At 69.8% G+C, this 25666-nt stretch carries 23 protein-coding genes; 11 read left to right on the plus strand and 12 right to left on the minus strand.

The window, feature by feature from the left end; translation table 11 throughout:
* Window positions 1-225: 225 nt before the first annotated feature.
* On the plus strand, window positions 226-1692 hold the full coding sequence (locus tag FGF04_RS18730) for a CCA tRNA nucleotidyltransferase (protein ID WP_149512474.1): 1467 nt from the start codon (window positions 226-228) through the stop codon (window positions 1690-1692).
* A gap of 150 nt (window positions 1693-1842) precedes the next feature.
* Here the strand turns inward: FGF04_RS18730 and FGF04_RS18735 are convergent, their stop codons facing one another.
* The 4 genes from FGF04_RS18735 to FGF04_RS18750 form a co-directional block, all read right to left on the minus strand.
* Window positions 1843-2328, minus strand: a complete 486-nt coding sequence (locus FGF04_RS18735; RefSeq protein WP_149512475.1) for an LppU/SCO3897 family protein — start codon at window positions 2326-2328, stop codon at window positions 1843-1845.
* Between the two features lie 130 nt (window positions 2329-2458).
* Window positions 2459-3724, minus strand: coding sequence for an MFS transporter (locus FGF04_RS18740; RefSeq protein ID WP_149512476.1), 1266 nt, complete (start codon window positions 3722-3724; stop codon window positions 2459-2461).
* A gap of 78 nt (window positions 3725-3802) precedes the next feature.
* The gene (locus FGF04_RS18745; protein WP_149512477.1) at window positions 3803-4885 is read right to left on the minus strand and encodes an inositol-3-phosphate synthase; all 1083 of its coding nucleotides are present in this window, start codon (window positions 4883-4885) and stop codon (window positions 3803-3805) included.
* Window positions 4886-4929: 44 nt separating this feature from the next.
* On the minus strand, window positions 4930-5613 hold the full coding sequence (locus FGF04_RS18750; protein ID WP_149512478.1) for a PadR family transcriptional regulator: 684 nt from the start codon (window positions 5611-5613) through the stop codon (window positions 4930-4932).
* Window positions 5614-5986: 373 nt separating this feature from the next.
* On the opposite strand from FGF04_RS18750, the gene FGF04_RS18755 reads away from it, so the two are divergent.
* Window positions 5987-8707 (plus strand): transglycosylase domain-containing protein, encoded by a 2721-nt coding sequence (locus tag FGF04_RS18755; protein ID WP_149512479.1) that lies wholly within the window; start codon window positions 5987-5989, stop codon window positions 8705-8707.
* 202 nt (window positions 8708-8909) lie between these two features.
* A complete protein-coding gene (locus FGF04_RS18760; RefSeq protein ID WP_149512480.1) occupies window positions 8910-10427 on the plus strand; it encodes a glycosyltransferase family 87 protein in 1518 nt (505 codons plus the stop codon).
* A gap of 106 nt (window positions 10428-10533) precedes the next feature.
* On the opposite strand, the gene FGF04_RS18765 is transcribed toward FGF04_RS18760, so the two are convergent.
* From FGF04_RS18765 to FGF04_RS18775, 3 genes are all read right to left on the minus strand, one after another.
* Window positions 10534-11565, minus strand: coding sequence for an alanine racemase (locus tag FGF04_RS18765; protein ID WP_149512481.1), 1032 nt, complete (start codon window positions 11563-11565; stop codon window positions 10534-10536).
* Between the two features lie 83 nt (window positions 11566-11648).
* Window positions 11649-12770: a peptidoglycan bridge formation glycyltransferase FemX gene (gene femX, locus FGF04_RS18770; protein WP_149512482.1), complete on the minus strand. Its 1122-nt coding sequence runs from the start codon at window positions 12768-12770 to the stop codon at window positions 11649-11651.
* 248 nt (window positions 12771-13018) lie between these two features.
* Window positions 13019-13333, minus strand: coding sequence for a hypothetical protein (locus FGF04_RS18775; protein ID WP_149512483.1), 315 nt, complete (start codon window positions 13331-13333; stop codon window positions 13019-13021).
* A gap of 275 nt (window positions 13334-13608) precedes the next feature.
* Here FGF04_RS18775 and rpsF point away from each other — a divergent pair, with 275 nt between their 5' ends.
* The 4 genes from rpsF (at window position 13609) to rplI (ending at window position 15414) form a co-directional block, all read left to right on the plus strand.
* On the plus strand, window positions 13609-13899 hold the full coding sequence (rpsF, locus tag FGF04_RS18780; RefSeq protein WP_028804085.1) for a 30S ribosomal protein S6: 291 nt from the start codon (window positions 13609-13611) through the stop codon (window positions 13897-13899).
* A gap of 78 nt (window positions 13900-13977) precedes the next feature.
* Window positions 13978-14652, plus strand: coding sequence for a single-stranded DNA-binding protein (locus FGF04_RS18790; RefSeq protein ID WP_149512484.1), 675 nt, complete (start codon window positions 13978-13980; stop codon window positions 14650-14652).
* 60 nt (window positions 14653-14712) lie between these two features.
* Window positions 14713-14949, plus strand: coding sequence for a 30S ribosomal protein S18 (rpsR, locus tag FGF04_RS18795; protein WP_003949403.1), 237 nt, complete (start codon window positions 14713-14715; stop codon window positions 14947-14949).
* Between the two features lie 18 nt (window positions 14950-14967).
* Complete coding sequence (gene rplI, locus FGF04_RS18800) at window positions 14968-15414, plus strand: 50S ribosomal protein L9 (protein ID WP_149512485.1); 447 nt, start codon at window positions 14968-14970, stop codon at window positions 15412-15414.
* A 186-nt stretch (window positions 15415-15600) separates the two neighbouring features.
* Here the strand turns inward: rplI and FGF04_RS18805 are convergent, their stop codons facing one another.
* Entirely contained in the window at window positions 15601-16938 is a 1338-nt protein-coding gene (locus tag FGF04_RS18805; RefSeq protein ID WP_149512486.1) for an MATE family efflux transporter, read from the minus strand.
* Window positions 16939-17396: 458 nt separating this feature from the next.
* Here FGF04_RS18805 and dnaB point away from each other — a divergent pair, with 458 nt between their 5' ends.
* Entirely contained in the window at window positions 17397-18875 is a 1479-nt protein-coding gene (dnaB, locus tag FGF04_RS18810) for a replicative DNA helicase (protein WP_149512487.1), read from the plus strand.
* 73 nt (window positions 18876-18948) lie between these two features.
* Window positions 18949-20337, plus strand: coding sequence for a serine hydrolase domain-containing protein (locus FGF04_RS18815; RefSeq protein WP_149512488.1), 1389 nt, complete (start codon window positions 18949-18951; stop codon window positions 20335-20337).
* Window positions 20338-20365: 28 nt separating this feature from the next.
* On the opposite strand, the gene FGF04_RS18820 is transcribed toward FGF04_RS18815, so the two are convergent.
* Together FGF04_RS18820 and FGF04_RS18825 are read right to left on the minus strand one after the other, a co-directional pair.
* Complete coding sequence (locus tag FGF04_RS18820) at window positions 20366-20818, minus strand: GNAT family N-acetyltransferase (RefSeq protein ID WP_149512489.1); 453 nt, start codon at window positions 20816-20818, stop codon at window positions 20366-20368.
* A 23-nt stretch (window positions 20819-20841) separates the two neighbouring features.
* A complete protein-coding gene (locus tag FGF04_RS18825) occupies window positions 20842-21306 on the minus strand; it encodes a MarR family winged helix-turn-helix transcriptional regulator (protein ID WP_149512490.1) in 465 nt (154 codons plus the stop codon).
* A 138-nt stretch (window positions 21307-21444) separates the two neighbouring features.
* On the opposite strand from FGF04_RS18825, the gene FGF04_RS18830 reads away from it, so the two are divergent.
* Entirely contained in the window at window positions 21445-22674 is a 1230-nt protein-coding gene (locus FGF04_RS18830; protein WP_149512491.1) for an MFS transporter, read from the plus strand.
* Between the two features lie 189 nt (window positions 22675-22863).
* Window positions 22864-23301 carry a GlcG/HbpS family heme-binding protein gene (locus FGF04_RS18835; RefSeq protein ID WP_149512492.1) on the plus strand — a complete coding sequence of 146 codons (438 nt, stop codon included), beginning with the start codon at window positions 22864-22866 and terminating at the stop codon, window positions 23299-23301.
* A gap of 84 nt (window positions 23302-23385) precedes the next feature.
* On the opposite strand, the gene FGF04_RS18840 is transcribed toward FGF04_RS18835, so the two are convergent.
* A complete protein-coding gene (locus FGF04_RS18840) occupies window positions 23386-24252 on the minus strand; it encodes a GNAT family N-acetyltransferase (protein ID WP_149512493.1) in 867 nt (288 codons plus the stop codon).
* Window positions 24253-24257: 5 nt separating this feature from the next.
* Entirely contained in the window at window positions 24258-24794 is a 537-nt protein-coding gene (locus FGF04_RS18845) for a DUF2269 family protein (RefSeq protein WP_149512494.1), read from the minus strand.
* Window positions 24795-25666 lie beyond the last annotated feature (872 nt).

Here is a 25666-nt window from a genome sequence, read left to right on the forward strand (position 1 = left end):
GTCCCTCGTCGTCGTCAGTGGTCGTCGGATGGTGCGTCCACGCATGGTAACGATGCGCGCGGAGGGTAAGTGCCGCGGTCCGCTCCACAAGATCGGAGGAAGAGGCCGTCCTGTCCCCGTATGGGAGCGTATCTGCGGCCGTGTTCCCGCCCGGAGCCGGTGGGACTCCTGTGCACGTTTAATGAAGGCGCCTGTGGGCGCCGGGGCCACGTACCCTTTTCTGTTGTGTCGAACGCCAACGAAGACAGTCCCAGTGCCCTGAACCAGGTGCAGAGCCGCGCGGTGAGCGAGCTGCTGCGGGTGTCCCCCGTCGCCGACGAACTCGCGCTCCGTTTTCAGGAGGCCGGGTTCTCCCTCGCTCTCGTCGGCGGCTCGGTCCGGGACGCTCTCCTGGGCCGGCTCGGCAACGACCTGGACTTCACGACCGACGCCCGTCCCGAGGACGTGGTGAAGATCATGCGGCCCTGGGCGGATGCCCTGTGGGACGTCGGCATCGCCTTCGGCACGGTCGGCGCGCAGAAGGACGCGCGCGTCGGGGACGTGGACCAGAGCTTCCAGATCGAGGTGACGACGTACCGCTCGGAGGCGTACGACCGGACCTCGCGCAAGCCCGAGGTGTCCTACGGCGACTCCATCGAGGACGACCTGGTGCGCCGCGACTTCACGGTGAACGCGATGGCCGTGGCGCTTCCCGAGAAGAAGTTCATCGATCCGCACGGCGGGCTCGCGGACCTCGCCGCCCGGGTGCTGCGGACGCCGGGTACCCCCGAGTCGTCCTTCTCCGACGATCCGCTGCGGATGATGCGGGCCGCGCGCTTCGGGGCGCAGCTCGACTTCGAGGTGGCACCGGACGTCGTCGCCGCGATGAAGGCCATGGCCGACCGCATCGAGATCGTGTCCGCCGAGCGCGTGCGCGACGAACTCAACAAGCTGATCCTCTCGGCGCACCCGCGCAAGGGGCTGACGCTGCTGGTCGACACGGGGCTCGCCGACCGGGTGCTGCCCGAGCTGCCCGCGCTGCGTCTGGAGCGGGACGAGCACCACCGGCACAAGGACGTCTACGACCACACGCTGATCGTGCTGGAGCAGGCGATGGCGCTGGAGGAGGACGGCCCTGACCTCACGCTGCGGCTGGCCGCTCTGCTGCACGACATCGGCAAGCCGCGCACCCGCCGCTTCGAGGAGGACGGGCGGGTCTCCTTCCACCACCACGAGGTGGTGGGCGCCAAGATGACCAAGAAGCGGATGACGGCGCTCAAGTACTCCAACGAGCTGGTGAAGGACGTCTCACGCCTGGTCGAACTCCACCTGCGCTTCCACGGCTACGGCACCGGTGAGTGGACGGACTCGGCGGTCCGCCGCTACGTCCGCGACGCCGGCCCGCTCCTCGACCGCCTCCACAAGCTGACCCGCTCCGACTGCACGACGCGGAACAAGCGCAAGGCCACCGCGCTCTCCCGCGCGTACGACGGTCTGGAGGAGCGCGTGGCGCAGCTCCAGGAGCAGGAGGAGCTGGACGCGATCCGGCCTGACCTCGACGGCAACCAGATCATGAAGATCCTGGACATCGGTCCGGGGCCGGCCATCGGCCAGGCGTACAAGTTCCTGTTGGAGCTGCGGCTGGAGAACGGGCCGATGGAGCACGACGCGGCGGTGTCGGCGCTCAAGGAGTGGTGGGCGCAGCAGAGCTGAGGGACACGCGAGGGCTGATGTTTCACGTGAAACATCAGCCCTCTGTGGAAGAACCGGAGCGCAAGGACCAGATACGCCGAGGGCCGTTGTTTCACGTGAAACAACGGCCCTTTCGCGTCAGCGCCCACCTACGTGCGCGTCAGCGCGTTCCTACTTGGTGGAGTACTCCGACAGGCAGAGGGTGAAGTCGCTGCTGCCACCGGTCTCGGTGTACTCGGCGTACTTGGTGCGGTCGCAGCCGGAGTTGTCATCCTTCTTCTGCTCGACCTTGTACGCGGCCTTGGAGTTACCGCAGTCCACGACCTCAAGGTCCGGGTCGGTGGTGCTGTCCGGGTTGCCGATGCTCATGCAGTCACCGACCTTGGCGGTCTGGGCGTCGTCGCGGTTCGACAGCCAGCCACCGATGCCGACTATGAGGACGACGACGGGGATGGCGAACCGCAGGTACTTCTTGAAGTTGCGCTTCGGCGGCTCGGGCGGGACCGGGGCGTACGGGGCGTTCGGCTGCTGCGGGTAGCCCTGCGGAGGCTGCTGTCCGTAAGGGTTCCCCTGCGGCGGCTGCTGCCCGTACGGGTTGCCCTGGGCCGGCTGGTTCTGGGCGAACGGATTCTGGCCCTGGGGCGGCGGAGTGGTCACTTGGGGGTCCCCCTCGAACGTAGAAGCGCGTGGCGCAAAAACGCATGGCGCGAAATAAGACGCACGTAAACTATCGGGCCCCACTGACATCTCCGTACTCCGGAGGAACTTCGTGGCATTGATGTGACACTTACTGGCGTTCAAAACGGGCCATAGCCACAGCAACCGCTCCGTAGACAACGGCCACCATGACCACAAGTGCCACGGATCGTCCGTCGGGGGGCAGCATCAGGGCGGCCACCGCCGCGGCGCCCACGAAGGCGACGTTGAACAGGACGTCGTACACGGCGAAGATCCGGCCACGGAAGCTGTCGTCGACGGACGACTGGACCACGGTGTCCGTGGCGATCTTCGCGCCTTGCGTGGTCAGTCCGAGGACGAAGGCCGCAACCAGGACGGGGACCACGGCGAACGAGAGACCCAGCGCCGGTTCCAGCACGGCCGCGGAAGCGGCGCAGGCGATGATCCACCCGCCGGGGCCGAACCGGTTCGCGGCCGCCGGGGTCAGCACGGCCGCGGCGAAGAAGCCGGCCCCGGAGATCCCCACGGCGAGACCCAGGAGGGCGAGCCCGTCGTCGTCGGAGCCCGACGACCAGGCGTACCGGCAGAGCATCAGCACCATGACCGTCAGGGCGCCGTAGCAGAAGCGCATCAGCGTCATCGCGGTGAGCGCCCAGGCGGCTTCCCGGCGCGCGGGCCGGGCCAGATGGCGCACGCCCTCCGTCAGCCCGCGCGCGGTGCCCGTCAGCGCGGTTCTCAGCCGCGGCCGCACCTGCTGCCGGTCGGGGCCCAGCAGGTCCGGGGCCAGCCGCAGCGAGGTGAGCGCGGAGCACACGTACAGCACCGCCGCCAGCAGGACGACCGCCGCGTCGGAGTCGGAGCCCACGAGTCGTACGACGAAGGCGAGACCGCCGCCGAGGGTCGCCGCGAGCGTGCCGGCCGTGGGCGACAGGGAGTTGGCCATCACCAGGCGCTCGGGGTCGACGACCCGGGGCAGCGCTGCGGACAGGCCCGCCAGCACGAACCTGTTGACGGCGGTGACACACAGGGCGGAGGCGTAGAAGAGCCAGTCGGGCACGCCGCTCAGCATCAGGACGGCCGTCAGGGACGCCAGGAGCGCTCGCAGCAGATTTCCGTACAGGAAGACCTGGCGGCGCCTCCAGCGGTCCAGCAGGACGCCCGCGAAGGGGCCCACGAGGGAGTACGGAAGGAGCAGGACCGCCATCGCGGAGGCGATCGCGGTGGCCGACGTCTGCTTCTCCGGCGAGAAGACGACGTAGGTGGCGAGGGCGATCTGGTAGACCCCGTCGGCGCCCTGCGACAGCAGCCGTACGGCGAGCAGACGGCGGAAGTTCTGGAAGCGCAGGAGTACGCGCAGGTCACCCACGACAGCCATGGGGCACAGCCTCGCACAGGGCGAGGGCCCCCGGAGCGGTGCCCCGGGAGCCCTCGACAGCCGTGCGCGGGACGGGTCCTAGCGCTCGACCTCGCCCTTGATGAACTTCTCGACGTTCGCGTAGGCCTCGTCGTCGAAGTACTGGACCGGCGGCGACTTCATGAAGTAGCTCGACGCGGAGAGGATCGGGCCGCCGATGCCGCGGTCCTTGGCGATCTTCGCGGCGCGCAGGGCGTCGATGATGACACCCGCGGAGTTCGGGGAGTCCCAGACCTCCAGCTTGTACTCCAGGTTCAGCGGGACGTCGCCGAAGGCACGGCCTTCGAGGCGGACGTACGCCCACTTGCGGTCGTCGAGCCACGCCACGTAGTCCGAGGGACCGATGTGGACGTTCTTCGCGCCCATGTCGCGGTCGGGGATCTGCGAGGTGACGGCCTGCGTCTTCGAGATCTTCTTCGATTCGAGGCGGTCGCGCTCCAGCATGTTCTTGAAGTCCATGTTGCCGCCGACGTTGAGCTGCATGGTGCGCTCAAGCCGGACACCGCGGTCCTCGAACAGCTTCGCCATCACGCGGTGCGTGATGGTGGCGCCGACCTGCGACTTGATGTCGTCACCGACGATCGGGACGCCCGCCTCGGTGAACTTGTCCGCCCACTCCTTGGTGCCGGCGATGAAGACCGGCAGGGCGTTGACGAAGGCGACCTTGGCGTCGATGGCGCACTGGGCGTAGAACTTCGCCGCGTCCTCGGAACCGACGGGCAGGTAGCAGACGAGGACGTCGACCCGCTGGTCCTTGAGGACCTGGACGACGTCGACCGGGGCCTCGTCCGACTCCTCGATGGTCTCGCGGTAGTACTTGCCGAGCCCGTCATGGGTGTGGCCGCGCTGGACCGTGACGCCCTTGTTCGGGACGTCGCAGATCTTGATGGTGTTGTTCTCGCTGGCGCCGATGGCGTCCGAGAGGTCGAGGCCGACCTTCTTCGCGTCGACGTCGAAGGCGGCGACGAACTCGACGTCCCCCACGTGATAGTCGCCGAACTGGACGTGCATCAGACCCGGCACCTTGGACGCCGGGTCGGCGTCCTTGTAGTACTCGACGCCCTGAACCAGCGAGGCGGCGCAGTTGCCCACGCCGACGATGGCTACGCGAACCGAACCCATTCCGGTTGCTCCCTGTGTGTACTCGGTGAAGCCCTGAGCGGACTTCACGTGGCAGTGTCGTCGGACGGATCCGGCCCGGGGGTGCCCCCGGGCCGGGGCAGGCCGCCCGACTCCCCAGATGTGTTGTCGTGCCGAGCCGCGCCGTCGGGACCGGGACGTCGCTGGTCCCGGCCCGCCCGCTCGCTCTCGATGAGCTCGTTCAGCCAGCGCACTTCGCGCTCCACGGACTCCATTCCGTGGCGCTGGAGCTCAAGCGTGTAGTCGTCGAGGCGCTCCCGGGTGCGCGCCAGTGAGGCGCTCATCTTCTCCAGTCGCTCCTCAAGCCTGCTGCGGCGGCCTTCGAGGACCCGCATCCGCACATCCCGTGACGTCTGGCCGAAGAACGCGAAACGAGCCGCGAAGTGCTCGTCCTCGTACGCGTCGGGGCCCGTCTGCGAGAGCAGGTCCTCGAAATGCTCCTTGCCCTCCGCCGTCAACCTGTAGACGATCTTGGCGCGGCGCCCTGAGAGGGTCGTCGCCAGTGCGTCCTCAGGGGTGCTCCCCGGTTCCTCGATCAACCAGCCGTTGGCGACCAGCGTCTTGAGGCAGGGGTAGAGCGTCCCGTAGCTGAACGCACGGAACACACCCAATGACGTATTGAGGCGTTTGCGCAGCTCATAGCCGTGCATCGGGGACTCGCGGAGAAGGCCGAGGACGGCGAATTCGAGGATGCCGGAACGTCGGCTCATCGTCGCCTCCTCTCTGCCGCGGTCCTGCCGTGACGGTCTTTATGCCGTGCTGATGTATCGACTCGATACATCAGCACGATAGATCGGTCCGCTCACTCCTACAAGGGGAGGCACGGTGAACGGGGTCACATCATTGATTCGTGAGAGCAAGTTGCCTGGTTTGGGGTGAACTTCGGCCCTAGGTGGGGTTTGACGGTGCGTAGTCTGTGCGCCATGCAAACCACCGGGAACCGAGTGACGCCCGGGGACGTCCCTGTCCTCGGTGCGGTACGGATGAATGCAAAAACGACCGCATCCGTACTTCGGGGGGACCGGAAACCAGCCGCCGTTTCCAGGCGCGCTCAGGTGCGCCTGCCCGAGGAGTAATCGTTCGATGAGCGAGCACCGTCGCAAACCGCCGCAGCCGCAGGGTGGCGGACGTGCCGCGGCCCGACGCGGCCAGACCGGCTCGTCCTCCGGCCGCCGTGCGGCACCGCGGGGCGAAACCGCGTCTCCTTCCGATTCCTATGACTCGGGGGGTGAGGAACGCCCGTTCGGCAGCCGCGCCGAAGCCCGACGGGCGTCGCAGAGGAGCACCGGCGGCGGCCGTCGCAGAACGGCCGGCGGCGCGGGACCCGGAGGCCGCGGGGGTGGCCGGGGTGGTCCCGGCGGGCCCACCGGCCCCGGCCGGGGCCGCGGGCGCGGCGGCGTACCGCCGAAGAAGCGGATCGTCGACTACCCACGCGCGGGCCGGTACGGGGCGGCGCGCTGGGTGCCGTCCTGGAAGCTCGTGACGGGACTGTTCATCGGCTTCTTCGGCAGCATGATGGCGGTCGCGGGCGTCGCGTACGCGCTGGTGGGCCTCCCGGACGTCGCCAAGACGGCGAAGGCGCAGAACAACGTCTACTACTGGGCCGACGGCAGCCGGATGGTCGCCACCGGTGGTGAGACGAACCGGCAGATCATCGACTACTCCCGGATCCCCGAGGCGATGCGCTACGCCGTCATCTCGGCCGAGAACAAGACCTTCGAGACCGACCGGGGCGTCGACCCCATGGGTATCGGCCGGGCCCTGTTCAACATGGCCAAGGGCGGTCAGACCCAGGGCGGCTCCACGATCACCCAGCAGTACGTGAAGAACGCCATGCTGGAGGACCAGTCGCAGACGATCTCCCGTAAGTTCAAGGAGCTCTTCGTCTCGATCAAGGTCGGCGCCAAGGTCGACAAGGACGACATCATGGCCGGCTACCTGAACTCGGCCTACTACGGCCGCGGGGCCTACGGGATCCAGGCCGCCGCGCAGACGTACTTCGACACCGACGCCAACGACCTGGACGCGAGCCAGTGTGCGTTCCTGGCGTCGGTGCTCAAGGGCGCCACGTACTACGACCCGGCGGGCGCGGAGTCCATCGACCCGGCCGCCACCCCCGCCGCCAACAGTGCACGCGCGGAGCAGCGGTGGAGCTGGATCCTCGACGAGATGGTCAAGGACGGGCACCTGGAGCAGGCGGAGCGCGCCAAGTACACGGAGTTCCCCAAGCTCCAGAGCCCCCGGTCGAACGCCCAGCTGAGCGGCCAGATCGGTTACCTGGTCGACCTCGCCAAGGCGTACATCGTCAACAACAGCGACAAGACCGGGATCACCGAGAAGCAGCTCCGTGAGGGCGGCTACGAGATCCACACGACCTTCGACAAGAAGAAGGTCGACCAGCTCGAAAAAGCGGTCAAGAAGGTCTACAAGGAGAACATCAAGCCGAAGGACCGCCCGAAGACGGACAAGCACGTCCAGTTCGGCGGGGCCTCCGTGGACCCGGACACCGGCGCGATCAAGGCCATCTACGGCGGTGAGGACGCGACCAAGCACTTCACCAACAACGCCGACCAGACCGGTGCCCAGGTCGGTTCGACCTTCAAGCCGTTCGTGCTCGCCGCCGCCATGAAGTGGGGCGTCCGCGATCCCGACCTGGAGCCGACCCAGGCCCAGGACGAGCGCAAGAAGGCCTCGCCCAAGAGCATCTACAGCGGCAAGAACAAGCTGAAGATCGAGAACTACGACGGGACGATCTGGAAGGACAAGGACGAGGGCGAGTGGCTGCAGCGCAACGACGGTGACGAGTCCTACAACCCGCCCACCTTCCGCATCGACCTCCGCGAGGCGATGAGGGTCTCCTCGAACTCCGCGTACGTGCAGCTCGGCATGGACGTCGGCCTCGACAAGGTGCGGGAGTCCGCCATGGACGCGGGCATCAAGGAGACCAGCCTGGCCAGCGCCAGCGTCCCGTCCTTCTCCATCGGCACCTCCGACCCGAGCGCGATCCGCATGGCCGGCGCGTACGCCACCTTCGCGGCGAGCGGCAAGCAGAACGAGCCGTACTCGGTCGACGAGATCACCGACAAGGACGGCACGGTCTTCCAGCACAAGAACGTCGCCACGACCAAGCAGGCCTTCAGCACGGCCGTGGCCGACAACGTCACCGACGTCCTCAAGACCGTCGTCGACGAGGGCACCGGTACCGCGGCGAAGCTGACCGGCCGGCCGGTGGCGGGCAAGACCGGTACGACCGACGGCAACAAGTCCGCCTGGTTCGTCGGGTACACCCCGCAGCTCTCGACCGCGGTCTCCATGTACCGCCTGGACGACGACGAGACGAACAAGAAGCGCGAGTTCCTCGAAATGTTCGGGACCGGTGGTCAGGAGAAGATCCACGGCGCCTCGTTCCCGGCCGAGATCTGGCACGACTACATGGAGCAGGCGCTCAAGGGCACGAAGGTCGAGCAGTTCCCGACGCCCGAGGAGATCGGCGAGGTCGTCGACGACGTCCCGACCCCGACCCCGTCCCCCACGCCCACCGAGACTAAGGAAGAGGAAGAGGAGGAGACGGAGGAGCCGAGTCCCACACCGACGAAGAGCGAGCCGTCCTCTCCCGCGCCCACGACCAGTGAGACCTGCGGCGCCTTCTTCGGCTGCGAGGACGACGGCGGTACCGACAACGGCGGCACGGAGAACGGTGGCGCGGACGGCGGTGTGAGCCCCTCGCCCACGAGCTCCGAGGAGGAGGGCGGCAACAGCCGGGGCAACGGCAACGGCGGCCTGTTCCAGGGCTCCACGGGCTAGCCCGCAGCGCTCTCCCGCACACGAAGTGGTCGTCGGCTCCGGTCGGCGGCCACTCGCGTTTTCCGCGGCCTCAGGACGGGCCGGGCGCGATCCGGCGCCCTCGGGCGCTGTCCGGTGCCCTCGGATGCCGTCCGGCGCCCAAGCCTGCGCACCGGCCCCGAACGAGCCCGCTCCCGGCGGCTTCCCAGGGACGTACGGCAGGATGTGCGGCATGCCCAGTGCAGAGACGACGCGCGCGAGCGTGCACGAGCCGGATCCGGTGCCGCCGACCAGGGAGGACCCGGTCGCGGCGGCCGGCAGTGAACTGTTCGGAGGTCCCCTCGGGCGGCGTGCGCTGCTCGGGACGTCGTGGTGGACCCCGGTGCGGATCGTCGCGCTGGTCGCGATCGGCATGTTCGCCCTCGGCATGGTGCAGAAGCTGCCCTGCTACGACGGTGCCTGGTTCTTCGGCGCCAGCTCCCAGTACACGCACGCCTGTTACTCGGACATCCCGCACCTCTACCAGGGACGGGGCTTCGCCGACGGGCTCGTGCCGTACTTCGACAAGCTCGAAGGCGACATGGAGTACCTGGAGTACCCGGTGCTCACCGGCGTGTTCATGGAGGTCGCCTCCTGGCTCACACCGGGCGGCGGCAGCATCCAGGACCAGGAGCAGGTCTACTGGATGGTCAACGCCGGGATGCTGATGGCCTGCGCGGCCGTCATCGCCGTCTGCGTGACCCGCACCCACCGGCGGCGCCCCTGGGACGGCCTGCTGGTCGCCCTGGCACCCGCCTACGCGCTGACCGCCACCATCAACTGGGACCTCCTGGCGGTCGCCCTGACGGCCGCGGCGATGCTGATGTGGTCCCGGAGCCGCCCCCTGGCCTTCGGGGTCCTCCTGGGGCTCGCCACGGCCGCCAAGCTCTATCCCGTGCTGCTGCTGGGACCCCTGCTGGTGCTCTGCTGGCGGGCGGGCAGGTGGCGCGCGTTCGGTACGGCCCTGCTCGGCGCCGCCGGCTCCTGGCTGGTCGTGAACCTCCCGGTCATGCTGCTGGCGCCCGAGGGCTGGTCGAAGTTCTACACGTTCAGCCAGGAGCGCGGGGTGGACTTCGGCTCCTTCTGGCTGATCCTGTCGCAGCGCGCCGAGGAACCGCTCGTCACCGACACCGTCAACACGTGGGCCACGCTGCTGATGCTGCTCTCCTGCGCGGGCGTCGCGGCCCTCACGCTGACCGCCCCGCGCCGGCCCCGCTTCGCCCAGCTGGCGTTCCTGATCGTCGCGGCCTTCATCCTCACCAACAAGGTCTACTCGCCGCAGTACGTACTGTGGCTGGTCCCGCTCGCCGTGCTGGCCCGCCCCAAGTGGCGCGACTTCCTGATCTGGCAGGCGTGCGAGGTCGCGTACTTCCTCGGGATCTGGATGTACCTCGCCTACACGACCAGCGGCGACGCCCACAAGGGACTGCCCCAGGAGGGGTACCACCTGGCCGTCGCGGTCCACCTGCTGGGGACGCTGTACCTCTGCGCGGTGATCGTGCGCGACATCCTCCTGCCGGAACGGGACGTGGTACGCCGCTCGGGCGACGACGACCCCTCGGGGGGTGTGCTGGACGGCGCGCGGGACGTCTTCGTCCTGGGCGCTGCCGCCCGTCCGCCGCGGGACGCGGAGCCCTCCGAGGGCCCGTACGTGGAGTGGGGCGGCGACGGGGAACCGGAGAAGGATTCCCGTTCGCTCTGAGCGAACAGCTCACGGACAGGGCACGCGAAAGGCCGTACACGGGACGCGTGTACGGCCTTTCGCGTGCTGCGTGCTGCGTGCTGCGTCCGGCGCCGGGGCGCCGCGATCAGCGCTCGACCACGCGGTCGAACTGCGTGGTGGTGTGCCGCAGATGGGCCACCAGCTCCTCGCCGACCTGCGGCTCGGGCGCGTCCGAGGGCACGAAGAGGATCGAGACCTGCATGTGCGGGGGCTCGGCGAACCAGCGCTGCTTGCCGCCCCAGACGAACGGCGAGAGGTTCCGGTTGACCGTGGCGAGGCCGGCCCGGGCCACGCCCTTGGCGCGCGGCATCATGCCGTGCAGGGCCTTGGGGGCCTCCAGGCCCACCCCGTGCGACGTACCGCCCGCCACGACGACCAGCCAGCCGTCCGAGGCGACCTTCTGCTGGCGGTAGCCGAAACGGTCCCCCTTGGCGACCGGCGTGACGTCGAGGACGGCGCCGCGGTACTGGGTCGCGTCGTGGTCCCCCAGCCAGAGCCGGGTGCCGATACGGGCCCGGAACCGGGTCTGCGGGAACTGCTGCTGCAGCCGGGCGAGCTCGTCGGCCTTGAGGTGGCTGACGAACATGGTGTGCAGCGGCAGCCGGGCCGCGCGCAGCCGGTCCATCCAGCCGATGACCTCCTCCACGGCGTCCGAGCCGTCGGTGCGGTCCAGGGGCAGGTGGATCGCGAAGCCCTCAAGGCGCACGTTCTCTATGGCGGCGTGCAGCTGGGGCAGGTCCCGCTCGCTCACCCCGTGCCGCTTCATGGAGGACATGACCTCGATGACGACACGGGCCCCCACGAGGCCGTAGACGCCGTCCACGGAGGAGACGGAGCGGATGACGCGGTCGGGCAGCGGTACGGGCTCCTCGCCCCGCCTGAAGGGCGTCAGCACCAGCAGGTCGCCGCCGAACCAGTCCTTGATCCGCGCCGCCTCGTAGGTCGTGCCGACGGCCAGCACGTCCGAGCCCAGACGGGTGGCCTCGTCGGCGAGCCGCTCGTGGCCGAAGCCGTAGCCGTTCCCCTTGCAGACGGGCACGAGCCCCGGGAACTGCTCGACCACGTGCTTGTGGTGCGCCCGCCAGCGTGCGGTGTCGACGTAGAGCGTGAGCGCCATGGCCGGACCTGGAACCTTTCTCGTGGCAGCGGTGTGTTCAGGTGTCGAGGACGACGGGGGCGTCCAGGACGGATTCTGGTGGATCAGCGGCGCGACATGTACATGTCGAGTGCCTTGTGGAGCAGCTTGTTGAGCGGGAAGTCCCACTCCCCGAGGTACTCGGCGGCCTGTCCGCCGGTACCCACCTTGAACTGGATCAGGCCGAAGAGGTGGTCCGTCTCGTCCAGGGAGTCGGAGATGCCGCGCAGGTCGTAGACGGTCGCGCCGAGCGCGTAGGCGTCGCGCAGCATGCGCCACTGCATCGCGTTCGAGGGCCGGACCTCGCGGCCGATGTTGTCGGAGGCGCCGTAGGAGTACCAGACGTGCCCGCCGACGACCAGCATCGTCGCGGCGGACAGGTTCACGCCCTCGTGCCGTGCGAAGTAGAGCCGCATGCGGTTGGGGTCCTCGGTGTTGAGGGCCGTCCACATGCGCTGGAAGTACGAGAGCGGGCGTGGCCGGAAACGGTCGCGCAGAGCCGTGATCTCGTAGAGGCGCTGCCACTCCTCAAGGTCCTGATAGCCGCCCTGGACGACCTCGACGCCGGCCTTCTCGGCCTTCTTGATGTTGCGCCGCCAGAGCTGGTTGAAGCCCTTGTGGACGTCCTCCAGGGACCGGTTGGCCAGCGGCACCTGGTAGACGTAGCGGGGCTGTACGTCGCCGAAGCCCGCCCCGCCGTCCTCGCCCTGCTGCCAGCCCATGCGCCGCAGCTTGTCGGCCACCTCGAAGGCGCGCGGCTCGATGAAGTCGGCCTCGATGTCGCGCAGGCGCTTCACGTCCGGGTCCTGGATGCCCTTCTTGATGGACGTGGCCTCCCAGCGCCGGATGATCACCGGCGGGCCCATCTTCACGGAGAAGGCGCCCTGCTGCTTGAGGTGGGCGAGCATCGGATCCAGCCAGTCGGTCAGGTTCGGCGCGAACCAGTTGATGACCGGGCCCTCGGGCAGGTAGGCGAGGTAGCGCTTGATCTTGGGCAGCTGGCGGTACAGCACGAGGCCCGCGCCGACCATCTCGCCGGACCTGTCGTCGAACCATCCCAGACTCTCGGAACGCCACTCCGCCTTGACGTCCGCCCAGGCGGGGACCTGCATGTGGCTGGCCGCGGGCAGGCTCTGGATGTACGCCAGATGCTGCTCTCGGCTGATGGTCCTCAGGGTCAGGCTCATTCGGGGCGCTCCTCGGGCTGGGGTGTCCCCATGGGTACAGGGGCTCCGGCTCTCGCGGCGAAGCCTACTGCGCCCCGGGAGCGCCCCGGCTGGCCGTATGCGCCCCGGGTCCCGGCCGATGCGGGGCCGGGACGTCCCGAGGGGGTGCCAGGACGTCCTGAGGCGGTGCCGGGACGTCCCGAGGTGGTGCCGGAAGCCGGACCGGGAACCCGGAGGAGCGTCCCTGGGCCGCCGGTGCCCGGCCGGCGTCAGCCGATGACGCCTCCGAAGAGTCCGCCGTGCGCCATGCCGAGGAAGAAGCCGACGGCGGCGGCGCCCAGGCTCACGACCAGCGCGAACCGTTCCCTGGTCGTCTCGGAGACGAACTGGCCGACCGCGCCGGTGATGATCCCGATCAGTCCCGCCCACGAACTGAGCAGGTGGAGGTCGTGGAACATCGCGGAGACGAAGGCCGTCACGCCGAGGACCGCCGTGACGGCGAGCAGCGTGTCCTGGAGCGGATGGGACCTGTGGTCGGTGGCGAAGAGAGAACCTACGGTGTTCGGTCGCAATGCCTGTGCCATGGGGCACCTCCTGCGGAAGGCGGCGCATCGTAGCGCCGTACACACCCGATGTGTCCAGACTGAGGGGCATCGGCCCCTGATTTCAACCGGAAGCCGGTGAGCGGGTAGTCTGTAGCGTCTGCACCGGTGTCTGCCCAGGCCACGACACGGTTCCCCGATCGGTTCGCCGGTCGGCGGCCCGATTGTCAGTGGCGGCCGATACCGTTGCGAACGCATCACAACCCTCCTGCCACGGAACGACCGTGGCCGCCGAGTCCAAAGGAGGTGGGTTACACATGCGTCACTACGAAGTGATGGTCATCCTCGACCCCGATCTCGAAGAGCGTGCCGTTTCGCCGCTGATCGAGAACTTCCTCTCCGTCGTCCGTGAGGCGAACGGAAAGGTCGAGAAGGTCGACACCTGGGGCCGTCGTCGTCTCGCGTACGAGATCAAGAAGAAGCCCGAGGGCATCTACTCGGTCATCGACCTGCAGGCCGAGCCTGCGGTCGTGAAGGAACTCGACCGCCAGATGAACCTGAACGAGTCGGTCCTCCGGACCAAGGTCCTCCGTCCCGAGACCCACTGAGCCTCCCGGCTCAGCTGATCCCGGGCACCGAGTAGCAGCACCAAGCAGCCAGCAGCAAACCCGCCGAGAGGTTCCCCCATGGCAGGCGAGACCGTCATCACGGTCGTCGGCAATCTTGTCGACGACCCCGAGCTGCGCTTCACCCCGTCCGGTGCGGCGGTCGCGAAGTTCCGTGTCGCGTCCACTCCCCGCACCTTCGACCGGCAGACCAACGAGTGGAAGGACGGCGAAAGCCTGTTCCTGACCTGCTCGGTCTGGCGTCAGGCGGCGGAGAACGTCGCGGAGTCGCTCCAGCGAGGCATGCGCGTCATCGTGCAGGGCCGGCTGAAGCAGCGGTCCTACGAAGACCGTGAGGGCGTCAAGCGCACGGTCTACGAGCTGGACGTCGAGGAAGTGGGCGCCAGCCTGAAGAACGCCACGGCCAAGGTCACCAAGACCAGCGGCCGGGGTGGCCAGGGCGGTTACAGCGGCGGTGGCGGCGGCGGCGGCCAGCAGGGCGGCGGCTGGGGCGGAGGCGGCGGAGGCTCCGGCGGCGGTCAGCAGCAGGGTGGCGGCGCTCCCGCCGACGGCGGAGGCTCCGGCGGCGGTCAGCAGCAGGGTGGCGGCGCTCCCGCCGACGACCCCTGGGCGACCAGCGCTCCTGCCGGCGGCGGCAACCAGAGCGGCGGCGGTGGCGGCGGCGGKGGCTGGGGTGGAAACTCCGGCGGCTCCGGCGGTTCCGGTGGCGGCTACTCGGACGAGCCCCCCTTCTAGGCCCAGGGCCGACGAGGGTGGGCCGTTCCCACACTTCTTGATCACACAGGAGAGACACACATGGCGAAGCCGCCTGTGCGCAAGCCGAAGAAGAAGGTCTGCGCTTTCTGCAAGGACAAGGTCACGTACGTGGACTACAAGGACACGAACATGCTGCGGAAGTTCATTTCCGACCGCGGCAAGATCCGTGCCCGCCGCGTGACCGGCAACTGCACGCAGCACCAGCGTGACGTCGCCACGGCCGTGAAGAACAGCCGTGAGATGGCGCTGCTGCCCTACACCTCCACCGCGCGATAAGGGAAGGGTGACCGAAAAATGAAGATCATCCTCACCCACGAGGTCACCGGCCTCGGTGCCGCGGGCGACGTCGTCGACGTCAAGGACGGTTACGCCCGTAACTACCTGATCCCGCGGAACTTCGCGATCCGCTGGACCAAGGGCGGCGAGAAGGACGTCGAGCAGATCCGTCGTGCTCGCAAGATCCACGAGATCGCGACGATCGAGCAGGCCAACGAGATCAAGGCGCGCCTTGAGGGCGTCAAGGTCCGCCTGGCCGTCCGCTCCGGCGACGCCGGCCGTCTCTTCGGTTCCGTCACCCCGGCCGACGTCGCTTCGGCGATCAAGGCTTCCGGTGGCCCCGAGGTCGACAAGCGCCGCATCGAGCTGGGCACGCCGATCAAGACGCTGGGCGCCCACGAGACGTCCGTGCGTCTGCACCCCGAGGTGGCCGCCAAGGTCGCCATCGAGGTCGTCGCGGCCTGATCGCTGCGCTCGCAGAGCTGAGAGAAGGGCCGCACCCCTCGGGGTGCGGCCCTTCCTCTGTTGCGGCTGTGCGGCTGGCGGGCTCCTGTCCCGCGGCCACCCCACCCTGCTACCCGCCTACCCGGGCACTCGCCTGCCCGCCTGCCCGCCTGCCGTTTACCCGTCCACCCGGTTTCACGTGAAACGTCAGCGTGTGGCGCCCGTGACGACCCAGCGGCCCGAGCGGGTGCGCAGCCACAGGGTCAGCATGCGTACGGTCATCATCAGGGTCATCGCGGCCCAGAGCGCCGTGAGCCCGCCACCGAACACCGGGACGAGCAGCGCCGCCGGAGCGAAGACCGCCAGGGTGAGCAGCATGGCCCGCGCGAGGTAGGGGCCGTCTCCCGCGCCCATCAGCACGCCGTCCAAGACGTAGACGACACCGCAGATCGGCTGGGCGAGCGCCACCACGAGCAGCGCGGGCAGCGCCGTGTCATGGACGGTCGAGTCACCGGTGAACAGGGGGAGGAACAGGGGGCGGGCGGCGATCACCAGTCCGCCGAGCACGACCCCTACGCCGATGCCCCACTCCACCATGCGGCGGCAGACCTGGCGGGCTCCCAGGGCGTCACCGGCGCCGAGGTAGCGTCCGATGATGGCCTGCCCGGCGATGGCGATGGCATCGAGTGCGAAGGCGAGCAGGCTCCACAGGGACAGGATGATCTGGTGGGCCGCGATGTCGGCGTCCCCGAGGCGGGCGGCGACGGCGGTCGCGATCATCAGGATCGCCCGCAGCGAGAGGGTCCGGACGAGCAGCGGCGCACCGGCCCGGGCGCATGCGCGTATCCCGGCGGCGTCGGGACGCAGGGAGGCACCGTGTCTGCGTGCCCCGCGGACCACCACGACGAGGTACGCCGCGGCCATGGCGAACTGGGCGATGACGGTGCCCCAGGCGGAGCCGGCGATGCCGAGGCCGGCGCCGTAGACGAGTGCCACGTTCAGGACGCCGTTGGCGACGAAGCCGGCGACGGCGACGTAGAGGGGAGTCCGGGTGTCCTGCAGCCCGCGCAGAACTCCGGTGGCGGCCAGGACGACGAGCATCGCGGGGATGCCGAGCGCCGAGATGCGCAGATACGTGACGGCGTAGGGGGCGGCGGTGTCCGAACTTCCGAAGAGCTCCACCACGGCGGGTGCGGTGGGCAGGACGACGGCGATGACGGCGAGGCCGAGGAGCAGGGCGAGCCAGATCCCGTCCATGCCCTGGCGGATGGCGGCCGGCAGGTCGCCCGCGCCGACCCGTCGGGCGACGGCGGCCGTGGTGGCGTACGCGAGGAAAACGAAGACGCTGACGGCGGTGGCGAGGAGGGCGGAGGCGACTCCGAGTCCGGCGAGCTGCGCGGTGCCGAGATGGCCGACGATGGCGGTGTCGGCCATGAGGAAGAGGGGCTCGGCGATGAGCGCGCCGAACGCCGGAACGGCCAGCGCGACGATCTCCCGATCGTGCCTGCGCCGGGAGCCCCTGGGAGCCGCGGGAGCCTGTGTCATGCTCATCAATCTAATCTTCCACAGGTAAGAGATGCAAACCATGGGCGACCCTTACTGGCACATGCATGCGACGCCCCGTCGCGCCTCCTTCGCAAGGATCTTGGCCCGACCGGGAAAGTTTTTCTTCTGCACAGCCGGTGGATGGGAGAAACGCAGGTCAAGGGCCCTGTGGAAAAGATGCTGAGTGCTTGTTCACAGGCCTGTCCACCGAGTCGTGCACAGGTTTCGCCGAGTTCTCCACAGCATCGGGGCCGTCGTCCACATGGCCTGTGGATAACCGGATTGGCTGAAGGTGCCCGCGGGCCTACCGTGGTGCGGCACCCTCTCCTCCCCAGCCTCGGAATCCTCGCAAAACCGACGCGTCAGAACCGGAGTCGGGGCGTCTCATTTGTCAGTGTCGTGCCGTAGGAATGAGGGGCACGGCGAGGTCCGCTCGGCGGACGGGAGGAGGTGGCCCGGTGAGTATTTCCGAGCCCTTGGACGACCCGTGGGCCGACAGCGGTCCCAGCGATCGTCTGCCCGCCTCCCGCCGGCGCGGCGACGGTGGCGGCCACGGCAGGGAGGACCGGCACGACCGCGGTCCGGACAACGGCGCCTGGGACGGCGGGGGCTCGTCCTTCGAGCGCGTCCCGCCGCAGGACCTGGACGCCGAGCAGTCCGTCCTGGGCGGCATGCTGCTCTCGAAGGACGCCATCGCGGACGTCGTCGAGGTGCTCAAGGGCCACGACTTCTACCGGCCGGCGCACGAGACGGTCTACGGCGCGATCCTTGACCTCTACGCCAAGGGCGAGCCGGCCGACCCGATCACGGTCGCCGCCGAGCTCACCAAACGCGGTGAGATCACCAAGGTCGGCGGCGCCTCCTACCTGCACACCCTCGTCCAGACGGTCCCGACGGCGGCCAACGCCGAGTACTACGCGGAGATCGTCCACGAGCGCGCGGTCCTGCGCCGCCTGGTCGAGGCCGGCACCCGCATCACGCAGATGGGGTACGCGGCCGACGGCGACGTGGACGAGATCGTCAACAGCGCCCAGGCCGAGATCTACGCCGTCACCGAACAGCGCACCACCGAGGACTACCTGCCGCTCGGCGACATCATGGAGGGCGCGCTCGACGAGATCGAGGCGATCGGCTCGCGGTCGGGGGAGATGACCGGCGTGCCGACCGGCTTCACCGACCTCGACCAGCTGACGAACGGGCTGCACCCCGGCCAGATGATCATCATCGCCGCCCGTCCCGCCATGGGTAAGTCCACGCTGGCGCTGGACTTCGCCCGCGCCTGCTCGATCAAGCACAACATGCCCAGCGTGATCTTCTCGCTCGAAATGGGGCGCAACGAGATCGCCATGCGCCTGCTGTCGGCCGAGGCGCGCGTCGCCCTGCACCACATGCGCTCCGGCACGATGACCGACGAGGACTGGACCCGCCTCGCACGCCGGATGCCCGACGTCTCGGCGGCCCCCCTCTACATCGACGACTCGCCGAACCTGTCGATGATGGAGATCCGCGCCAAGTGCCGCCGCCTCAAGCAGCGCGCCGACCTCAAGCTCGTCATCATCGACTACCTGCAGCTGATGCAGTCGGGCGGCAAGCGCTCCGAGAGCCGGCAGCAAGAGGTCTCGGACATGTCGCGAAACCTGAAGCTGCTGGCCAAGGAGCTGGAGCTGCCCGTCATCGCGCTGTCGCAGCTGAACCGTGGCCCCGAGCAGCGCACGGACAAGAAGCCGATGGTCTCCGACCTGCGTGAGTCCGGATCCATCGAGCAGGACGCGGACATGGTGATCCTGCTGCACCGCGAGGACGCCTACGAGAAGGAGTCGCCGCGCGCGGGCGAGGCGGACATCATCGTGGGCAAGCACCGAAACGGCCCGACGGCCACCATCACGGTCGCCTTCCAGGGCCACTACTCCCGCTTCGTGGACATGGCACAGACCTGATCGCCGCCCGGCGGGCGACGCGGCGCAGATGAATGCGCTCGACGCGGGGCGCCGGGGCGGGTGGACTTGTGCCATGACGACCACACTTCCGGAAGAACTGCTGCCCGCCACCCGTCGTGCCCTGCTGCACAGGATCGCCACCGCCCAGGCGCACGGGCGCGCGCCGTCGCTGGTCGCGACGGTCGTGCGCGGCGGGCAGGCCGTGTGGCACGGCTCCCGTACCTCGGTGGACGGGCACGGACCCGATGAGAACGTGCAGTACCGCATCGGCTCGATCACCAAGACCTTCACCGCCGTCCTCGTCCTGCGGCTGCGTGACGAGGGCCTGCTCGACCTGGCCGACCCGCTGGAGAAGCACCTGCCGGGCACGGGCGCGGGAGAGGCGACGATCGCCGAACTCCTCGCGCACACCGGTGGGCTGGCCGCCGAGGCGCCCGCTCCCTGGTGGGAACGCACCCCCGGGTCGCTGCGCCCCGAACTGGCCGACGTCCTCGGCGAACAGCCGCACCGGCATCCGGTCGGCCGGCGCTTCCACTACTCGAACCCCGGTTACACGTTGCTGGGTGCGCTGGTCGAGGAGCTGCGCGGCGCCCCGTGGGAGGACGTCCTGCGCAGCGAGGTGCTCGAACCGCTGGGACTGCGCCGCACGAGCGGACAGCCGCAGGCGCCGCATGCGGGCGGCTGGGCCGTGCACCCCTGGGCGGACGTCATGCTCCCCGAGCCGAGCGAGGACCTGGGGCGGATGGCGGCGGCCGGGCAGCTCTGGTCGACCAGCGGAGACCTGGCCCGCTTCGCCGCCTTCCTCACGCACGGCGACGACCGGGTGCTGAGCGCGCAGTCCGTACGGGAGATGCGTACGCCCGCCGCACCGGCCGAGCCGGAGGAGGTGGCCGCCGGCGCCACATACGGACTCGGCATGCAGATCCAGCACCGGGACGGCCGGACCCTGGTGGGGCACAGCGGTTCCCTGCCCGGCTTCGTCGCCGGGCTCATGATCGACGTCGAGGAGGATCTGGCCGCCGTCGTGCTGGCCAACTGCACCTCCGGCCCGCCGGTGTTCGCGGTCGCCGCCGACCTCGTACGGATCGTCGCGCAGGCCGAGCCCCGGATCCCCGAGCCGTGGCGGCCCCTGCCCGAGGTCGACCGTGCGGTGCTGGACCTGACCGGACCCTGGTACTGGGGGACCCACGCCTTCGCACTGCGTCTGACGGCCGACGGGGACGTCACGCTCGGCCCGCTGGCGGGCCCCGGCCGGCGCTCGCGCTTCCGGGCCGGGGCCGACCGGACCTGGACCGGACTCGACGGCTACTACGCCGGCGAGCTCCTGCGGGCCGTGGAGGGCCCCGACGGGTCGGTGAGCCACCTGGACCTCGGCTCGTTCGTGTTCACGCGGCAGCCGTACGGCCAGGACGCTCCGGTCCCCGGCGGGGTGGACCCCGAGGGGTGGCGCGGCATCGGCTAGCCGTCCGGGACGGATGTGCGGGGGCGTCTCAGAGCTGGAGCTTGAACCCGACGTGCGACGCCGTGAAGCCGAGCCGCTCGTAGAACCGGTGCGCATCCGTCCTGGTGGCGTCGGAGGTCAGCTGCACCAGCCGGCAGCCCTCTTCGCGGGCCCGGTCCACGGCCCACTCGACGAAGCGGGTGCCCAGGCCGCCGCCCCGCTCGTCGGCGTGGACCCGTACGGCTTCGACGATCGCGCGGGTCGCTCCCCTGCGGGCCAGTCCGGGGACGATCGTGAGCTGCAGGGTGCCGACGACGCGGCCCCGGCGCACGGCGACCATCAGGTGCTGGTTCGGATCTCCTTCGATGCGTTCCAGCGCCGTCAGGTACGGGGTCAGGTCGTCCGGTGACTCGCGCCGCGCGCCCAGCGGATCGTCGGCGAGCATCGCGACGATCGCGGGGACGTCGTCCGCGGCCGCGCGGCGTATCTCAAGATCTTCCATGGCCACAGCCTAGGCACCGCCCCCTAGGCGGGTGCGGGAACGCTCGCCGACTCCACCACGCGCACCAGCGGGGCCAGCTCGGGGTTCCCGGCCGCTTCGTCCAGCGCCTCGCGCAGGGCCGTGTCGTTGGTGGGCCGGGCCCTGGCGAGCAGTTCGAGCCCCGCCTCGCTGACGTTCGTGTAGATGCCGCGGCGGTCGGTGGGGCAGAGGTAGCGCGAGAGCAGCCCCCGGTCCTCCAGCCGCGTCACCAGGCGGGTGGTGGCGCTCTGGCTGAGGACGACCGCGTCGGCGACCTGCTTCATCTGCAGGTGTCCGCCCTCGCCGTCGTGCTGGCGGCTGAGCACGTCCAGGAGCGAGTACTCGCGCACGCTCAGGTCGTGCTCGGCCTGCAGGGCCCGCTCGATGTGCGCCTCGATCCTCCCGTGCAGCAGGGAGAGCGCGCACCAGCCCTGGGCGAGAGCGGTGAGTGCGGGGTCCGTCGCTGTCATGGCATGTCCTCCGTCCCGAGCGGCTGGAATCCAGGATAGGGCACGGCCGCAATATCCAGCGTTTGCAGTTATCCCGCGTCTGCAACTATTGTGAACGCACGTAAAGCGCTCCTGCAATCTTCTGGAAGGTTCTCCTCCATGCCTCTCGCGCTTGTGGCCCTCGCGATCGGGGCCTTCGGGATCGGGACCACCGAGTTCGTGATCATGGGTTTGCTGCCCGAGGTGGCGGGCGACTTCGGTGTCTCCATCCCCACCGCCGGTCTCCTCGTGACCGGATACGCGCTCGGAGTCATGTTCGGCGCGCCCCTGATGACCGTCCTCGGCACCAAGGTGTCCCGCAAGCGGATGCTGATGCTGCTGATGGGACTGTTCGTCGTCGGCAACCTGGTCTCCGCCGTCGCCCCCACGTTCTCCGTCATGCTGGTCGGGCGCGTGGTCGCCTCGCTCGCGCACGGTGCCTTCTTCGGTATCGGTTCGGTCGTCGCCGCCGACCTCGTGGCCCCGGACAAGAAGGCCGGCGCCATCGCGATGATGTTCACCGGCCTGACCGTCGCCAACGTCGTCGGCGTACCGCTGGGCACCTTCATCGGGCAGTCCGCCGGCTGGCGCGTGACGTTCACGGTCGTCGCCGCGCTGGGCGTCCTCGGCCTGGTGGGCATCGCCAGGCTGGTGCCCGACATGCCCAGGGCGGAGGGCGTACGGCTCCGTCACGAACTGGCCGCCTTCAAGAACGTCCAGGTCCTGCTCGCCATGGCGATGACCGTCCTCGGCTTCGGCGGCGTCTTCGCGGCGATCACGTACATCGCGCCGATGATGACGCACGTCGCCGGCTACGCCGACGGCTCCGTCACCTGGCTGCTCGTCCTCTTCGGCCTCGGCATGGTCGTGGGCAACCTCGTCGGCGGCCGCTTCGCCGACCGTGCCCTGATGCCGATGCTGTACGTGTCCCTGGGCGCCCTCGCGGTCGTCCTCGCCCTCTTCACGCTCACCGCGCACGACAAGATCGCGGCGGCCGTGACCGTCGCGCTGATCGGCGCCCTCGGCTTCGCCACCGTCCCGCCGCTGCAGAAGCGGGTGCTCGACCAGGCCCACGGCGCCCCGACGCTCGCCTCCGCGGTGAACATCGGTGCCTTCAACCTCGGCAACGCCCTCTCCGCGTGGCTCGGCGGCGTCGTGATCGCCGCGGGCATGGGCTACACCGCACCCAACTGGGTCGGTGCCGTCCTCGCCGCCGCGGCCCTCCTGCTCGCCGTCCTCTCGGCCGCCCTGGAGCGCCGGGCCGGCTCGACCGGGCACACGGCAGGTCCGGCCGTCGCGGACACCGGGCAGTCGCTGCCCGCGCAGCAGCAGGCCGCCGTCCACACCTGAGTCCCGCCCGGGCCGTACGCGGTGCGTGGCCGGGCCGTACGCGGTGCGTGGCCGGGCCGTACGCGGTGCGTGGCCGGGCGCGCAACGACCGCCGGCCCGCTCCGCCCGCATCCGATCACGGCCCGCACCCCCGGCGACCACCCTCCCCGCAGTACCACTCGCACCCCTGACCCACAAGGAGAAACCCTCATGAGCACCACCACCGTCACCCCGCTGACCGTCCAGGACGCCGAGGTCCTCGTCACGGCCGCCCGCCGGGCCGCGGAGGCCGCCGATGCCACGGTCAGCGTCACGGTCCTCGACGCGGGCGGCCACCTGCTCGCCTTCCGGCGCGACGACCGCGCGGTGCTGATCTCGGGCGAGACCAGCACCCGCAAGGCCTACACGGCGCTGCAGCTCGACACCCCCACCGCCGACCTCGTCGACGCCGTCCGGCCCGGCGGCCTCTTCCACACCTTGCCGACCGCACTCGACCGCCCGCTCCTGTTCATCGCGGGAGGCGTCCCGGTGCACCGGGACGGCCGGCTGATCGGCGCGGTCGGAGTCGGCGGCGGCGCACCGGAGCAGGACCACTCCTTCGCCACGGCGGCCGTGCGGGCGCTCCTCCAGGAGAACCGGCCCGCCTAGCCGGACCGAACCCGCCCCGGACCGAACCAGCCCGCCTGGCCGGACCGAGAGGCCCGGGGCGTCACGGAGCGGCGGACGGGCGGTTCACCCCGCGGCCACGGTGAGCGGAGCGAACCGCCGCGTCCAGTCGCCGGGCAACTCCCCGATGCCGTACGTCATGACCGCGTTGAAACTCACGGACGCGAGCCCGCGCTCCTTCAACCACGCGAGCAACTCCTCGTGCCGTACGTCGATGTCGGTGCGCAGCGGGCGGTCGGTGCCGGAGGCGAGGGAGACCACGAGGGCCTTCGCCACCTCGGTGTCCCGGGCGATCAGCGGACCCACGACCTGGCTGTCCAGGTTGGGCCAGGCGGACGCGTACCCGATGATCCGGCCCGCCTCCTCGGCGACGCGCAGCTGGTCGGAGAAGGCCGGCAGCCGCGTGATCATGTGCGTCCGGTCCGTACCGAAGACCTCCGCGTCGAGGCGGAGGATCGCGGCGAGGTCCCCGGCCGTGGCCGGGCGCGTGGCGACCTCCGGCTCCGGGCCGCCGGGGGCGAAGCGGCCGCGGACCATCTCGGCCCGTCCGACGGCCTTGAAGCCCAGTTCCTCGTAAAGGGGGCGCCCGTACGGCGTGGCGTGCAGGGTCATCGGGGTGGTCCCCGACTCGGCCAGGACGTGGCGCATGAGCCGGCGTCCGATGCCCTGGCGGGCGTGCCGTTCGGCGACCAGCACCATGCCGATCGCTGCCAGATCAGGCCGGTGCTGCGGCCCGTAGGAGGTCACGACGCAGCAGGCGACGAGGCCGCCACCAGGATCGTCGATGCCGTAGCCCGTGCCGGCGGCGAGCAGCAGACCCCATTTGTGTTCCTCCCGGGGCCAGCCCCGGTTCTCGGAGAGGTCGGCGCAGGCGGAGAGATCGCGAGGCGTCAGACGGCGGATGGGCAGAGCGGTGAGGGAAGGAATCGGCACGCAGGTCAGGCTGTCCGACCGGCGGCTCCGGCGTCCACCCGTTTGCGGAGGGTGGTACGGATCCTTTGCCCGCGTCGGGTCGGTCCCCAGGGCTTGAGGACCGAGATCGCCGTCATGAAGAGGTACGCGGTCAGGGAGACGATCGGTCCGAACAGGACGTCTCCGGCGTCGGGCAGGGCCTCACCCGCGGACACGGCGGCCGCCGCCGAGCCGACCGCGGGACGCAGGGCGAGGACGGTGGCCGTCACCGTGGCCAGGGTCAGCCAGAACTTGGTGTACACCCACCGATGCCTGGCCAGCCCCCAGTGTGTGCCCAGGGACAGCACCAGGCCGCTCAGGAGCGTGAGGAACGCGAGGGGGAGCAGGAGCCAGTCGGCGAACGTCTTCATGGCTCGGACGGAGGCCTCCACGACCACCGCCGATCCGGTGGTGGTCGCGGTGATCCCCAGCGCGAGCAGCCCGAGCGTGAGCCCGAGCCAGCATGCGGAGGCGGCTACATGGACGACGAGGTGGGCCCGGCGTGCGGGGCGGCTCAGTTTCACGTGAAACACGGTGCCGGGCGCGAGCGCCGGATACGTCTGCCGACGGGAGTAACCCCGTGTACTAGCCTCGGAGTACGGGACGGGACTGTGTCGAATTGTCGCGCGGCGAACGGTAATTCAGCGGAACGACGGGAAGTCCCACTCAATTCCTGACGTAAGGAATCTTGGACTTGTGCGCATGACAACGGCCGGTATGGTCGACTCCGGTTCGTGTCCGACAGGGCGTCCTCGCATCCTGCCGGGGTACGCACAGGGCAATGCAGCCTAAGGGGACGGAAAGATCGAAGACCCCCGTTCGCGGTTACGTGACCGGGGTGTCGGACCGAGTGGAATGCTGCGGTGGCAGCGGTGCGGCAAGGACGACTCGGCCGACAGGACGGAACGGGGCGAAGTAAGCAGTCTGCGGGGGAAAGCAGGCATCTTCCGACCGAGGAGGTGCGCAGACCGACCGAAAGATGTTCGAGGCGAGGCACAACATGGACGCTCCGACCACCACGTCGGCCGACAACGGCACTTCCGGGGGTGGCGGCGGAGGCGGCTGGTTCACACCGCACATACCGCCGGACCCGTCCACGGGCGGCGGACGGGAGGCGACCGAGGGGCGGCGTCTGGCCGCGCTGCGACCCGTGAGAAGGCCTGCGGCGGGAGACGACGGCCCGGCACGGCGGCGAATACCCCCGCACGCGCAGCCCGCAACGGACACCGACCGCTCTGATCCCCACCGCCCCGATGCCGACCGCTCCGGCACCGGTCCCGCGGGCACCGGCCGGCCCGGCACCGGCCCCTCGGACACCGAACGCTCCGGCGCCGGTCACCCCGGCGTCGACCGGCCCGGCGCCGATGGCCCTGGCGCTGATCGCGCGGTCCCCGAC

Source organism: Streptomyces apricus, assembly GCF_008369065.1.
GTDB classification, from domain to species: Bacteria; Actinomycetota; Actinomycetes; order Streptomycetales; family Streptomycetaceae; genus Streptomyces; species Streptomyces apricus.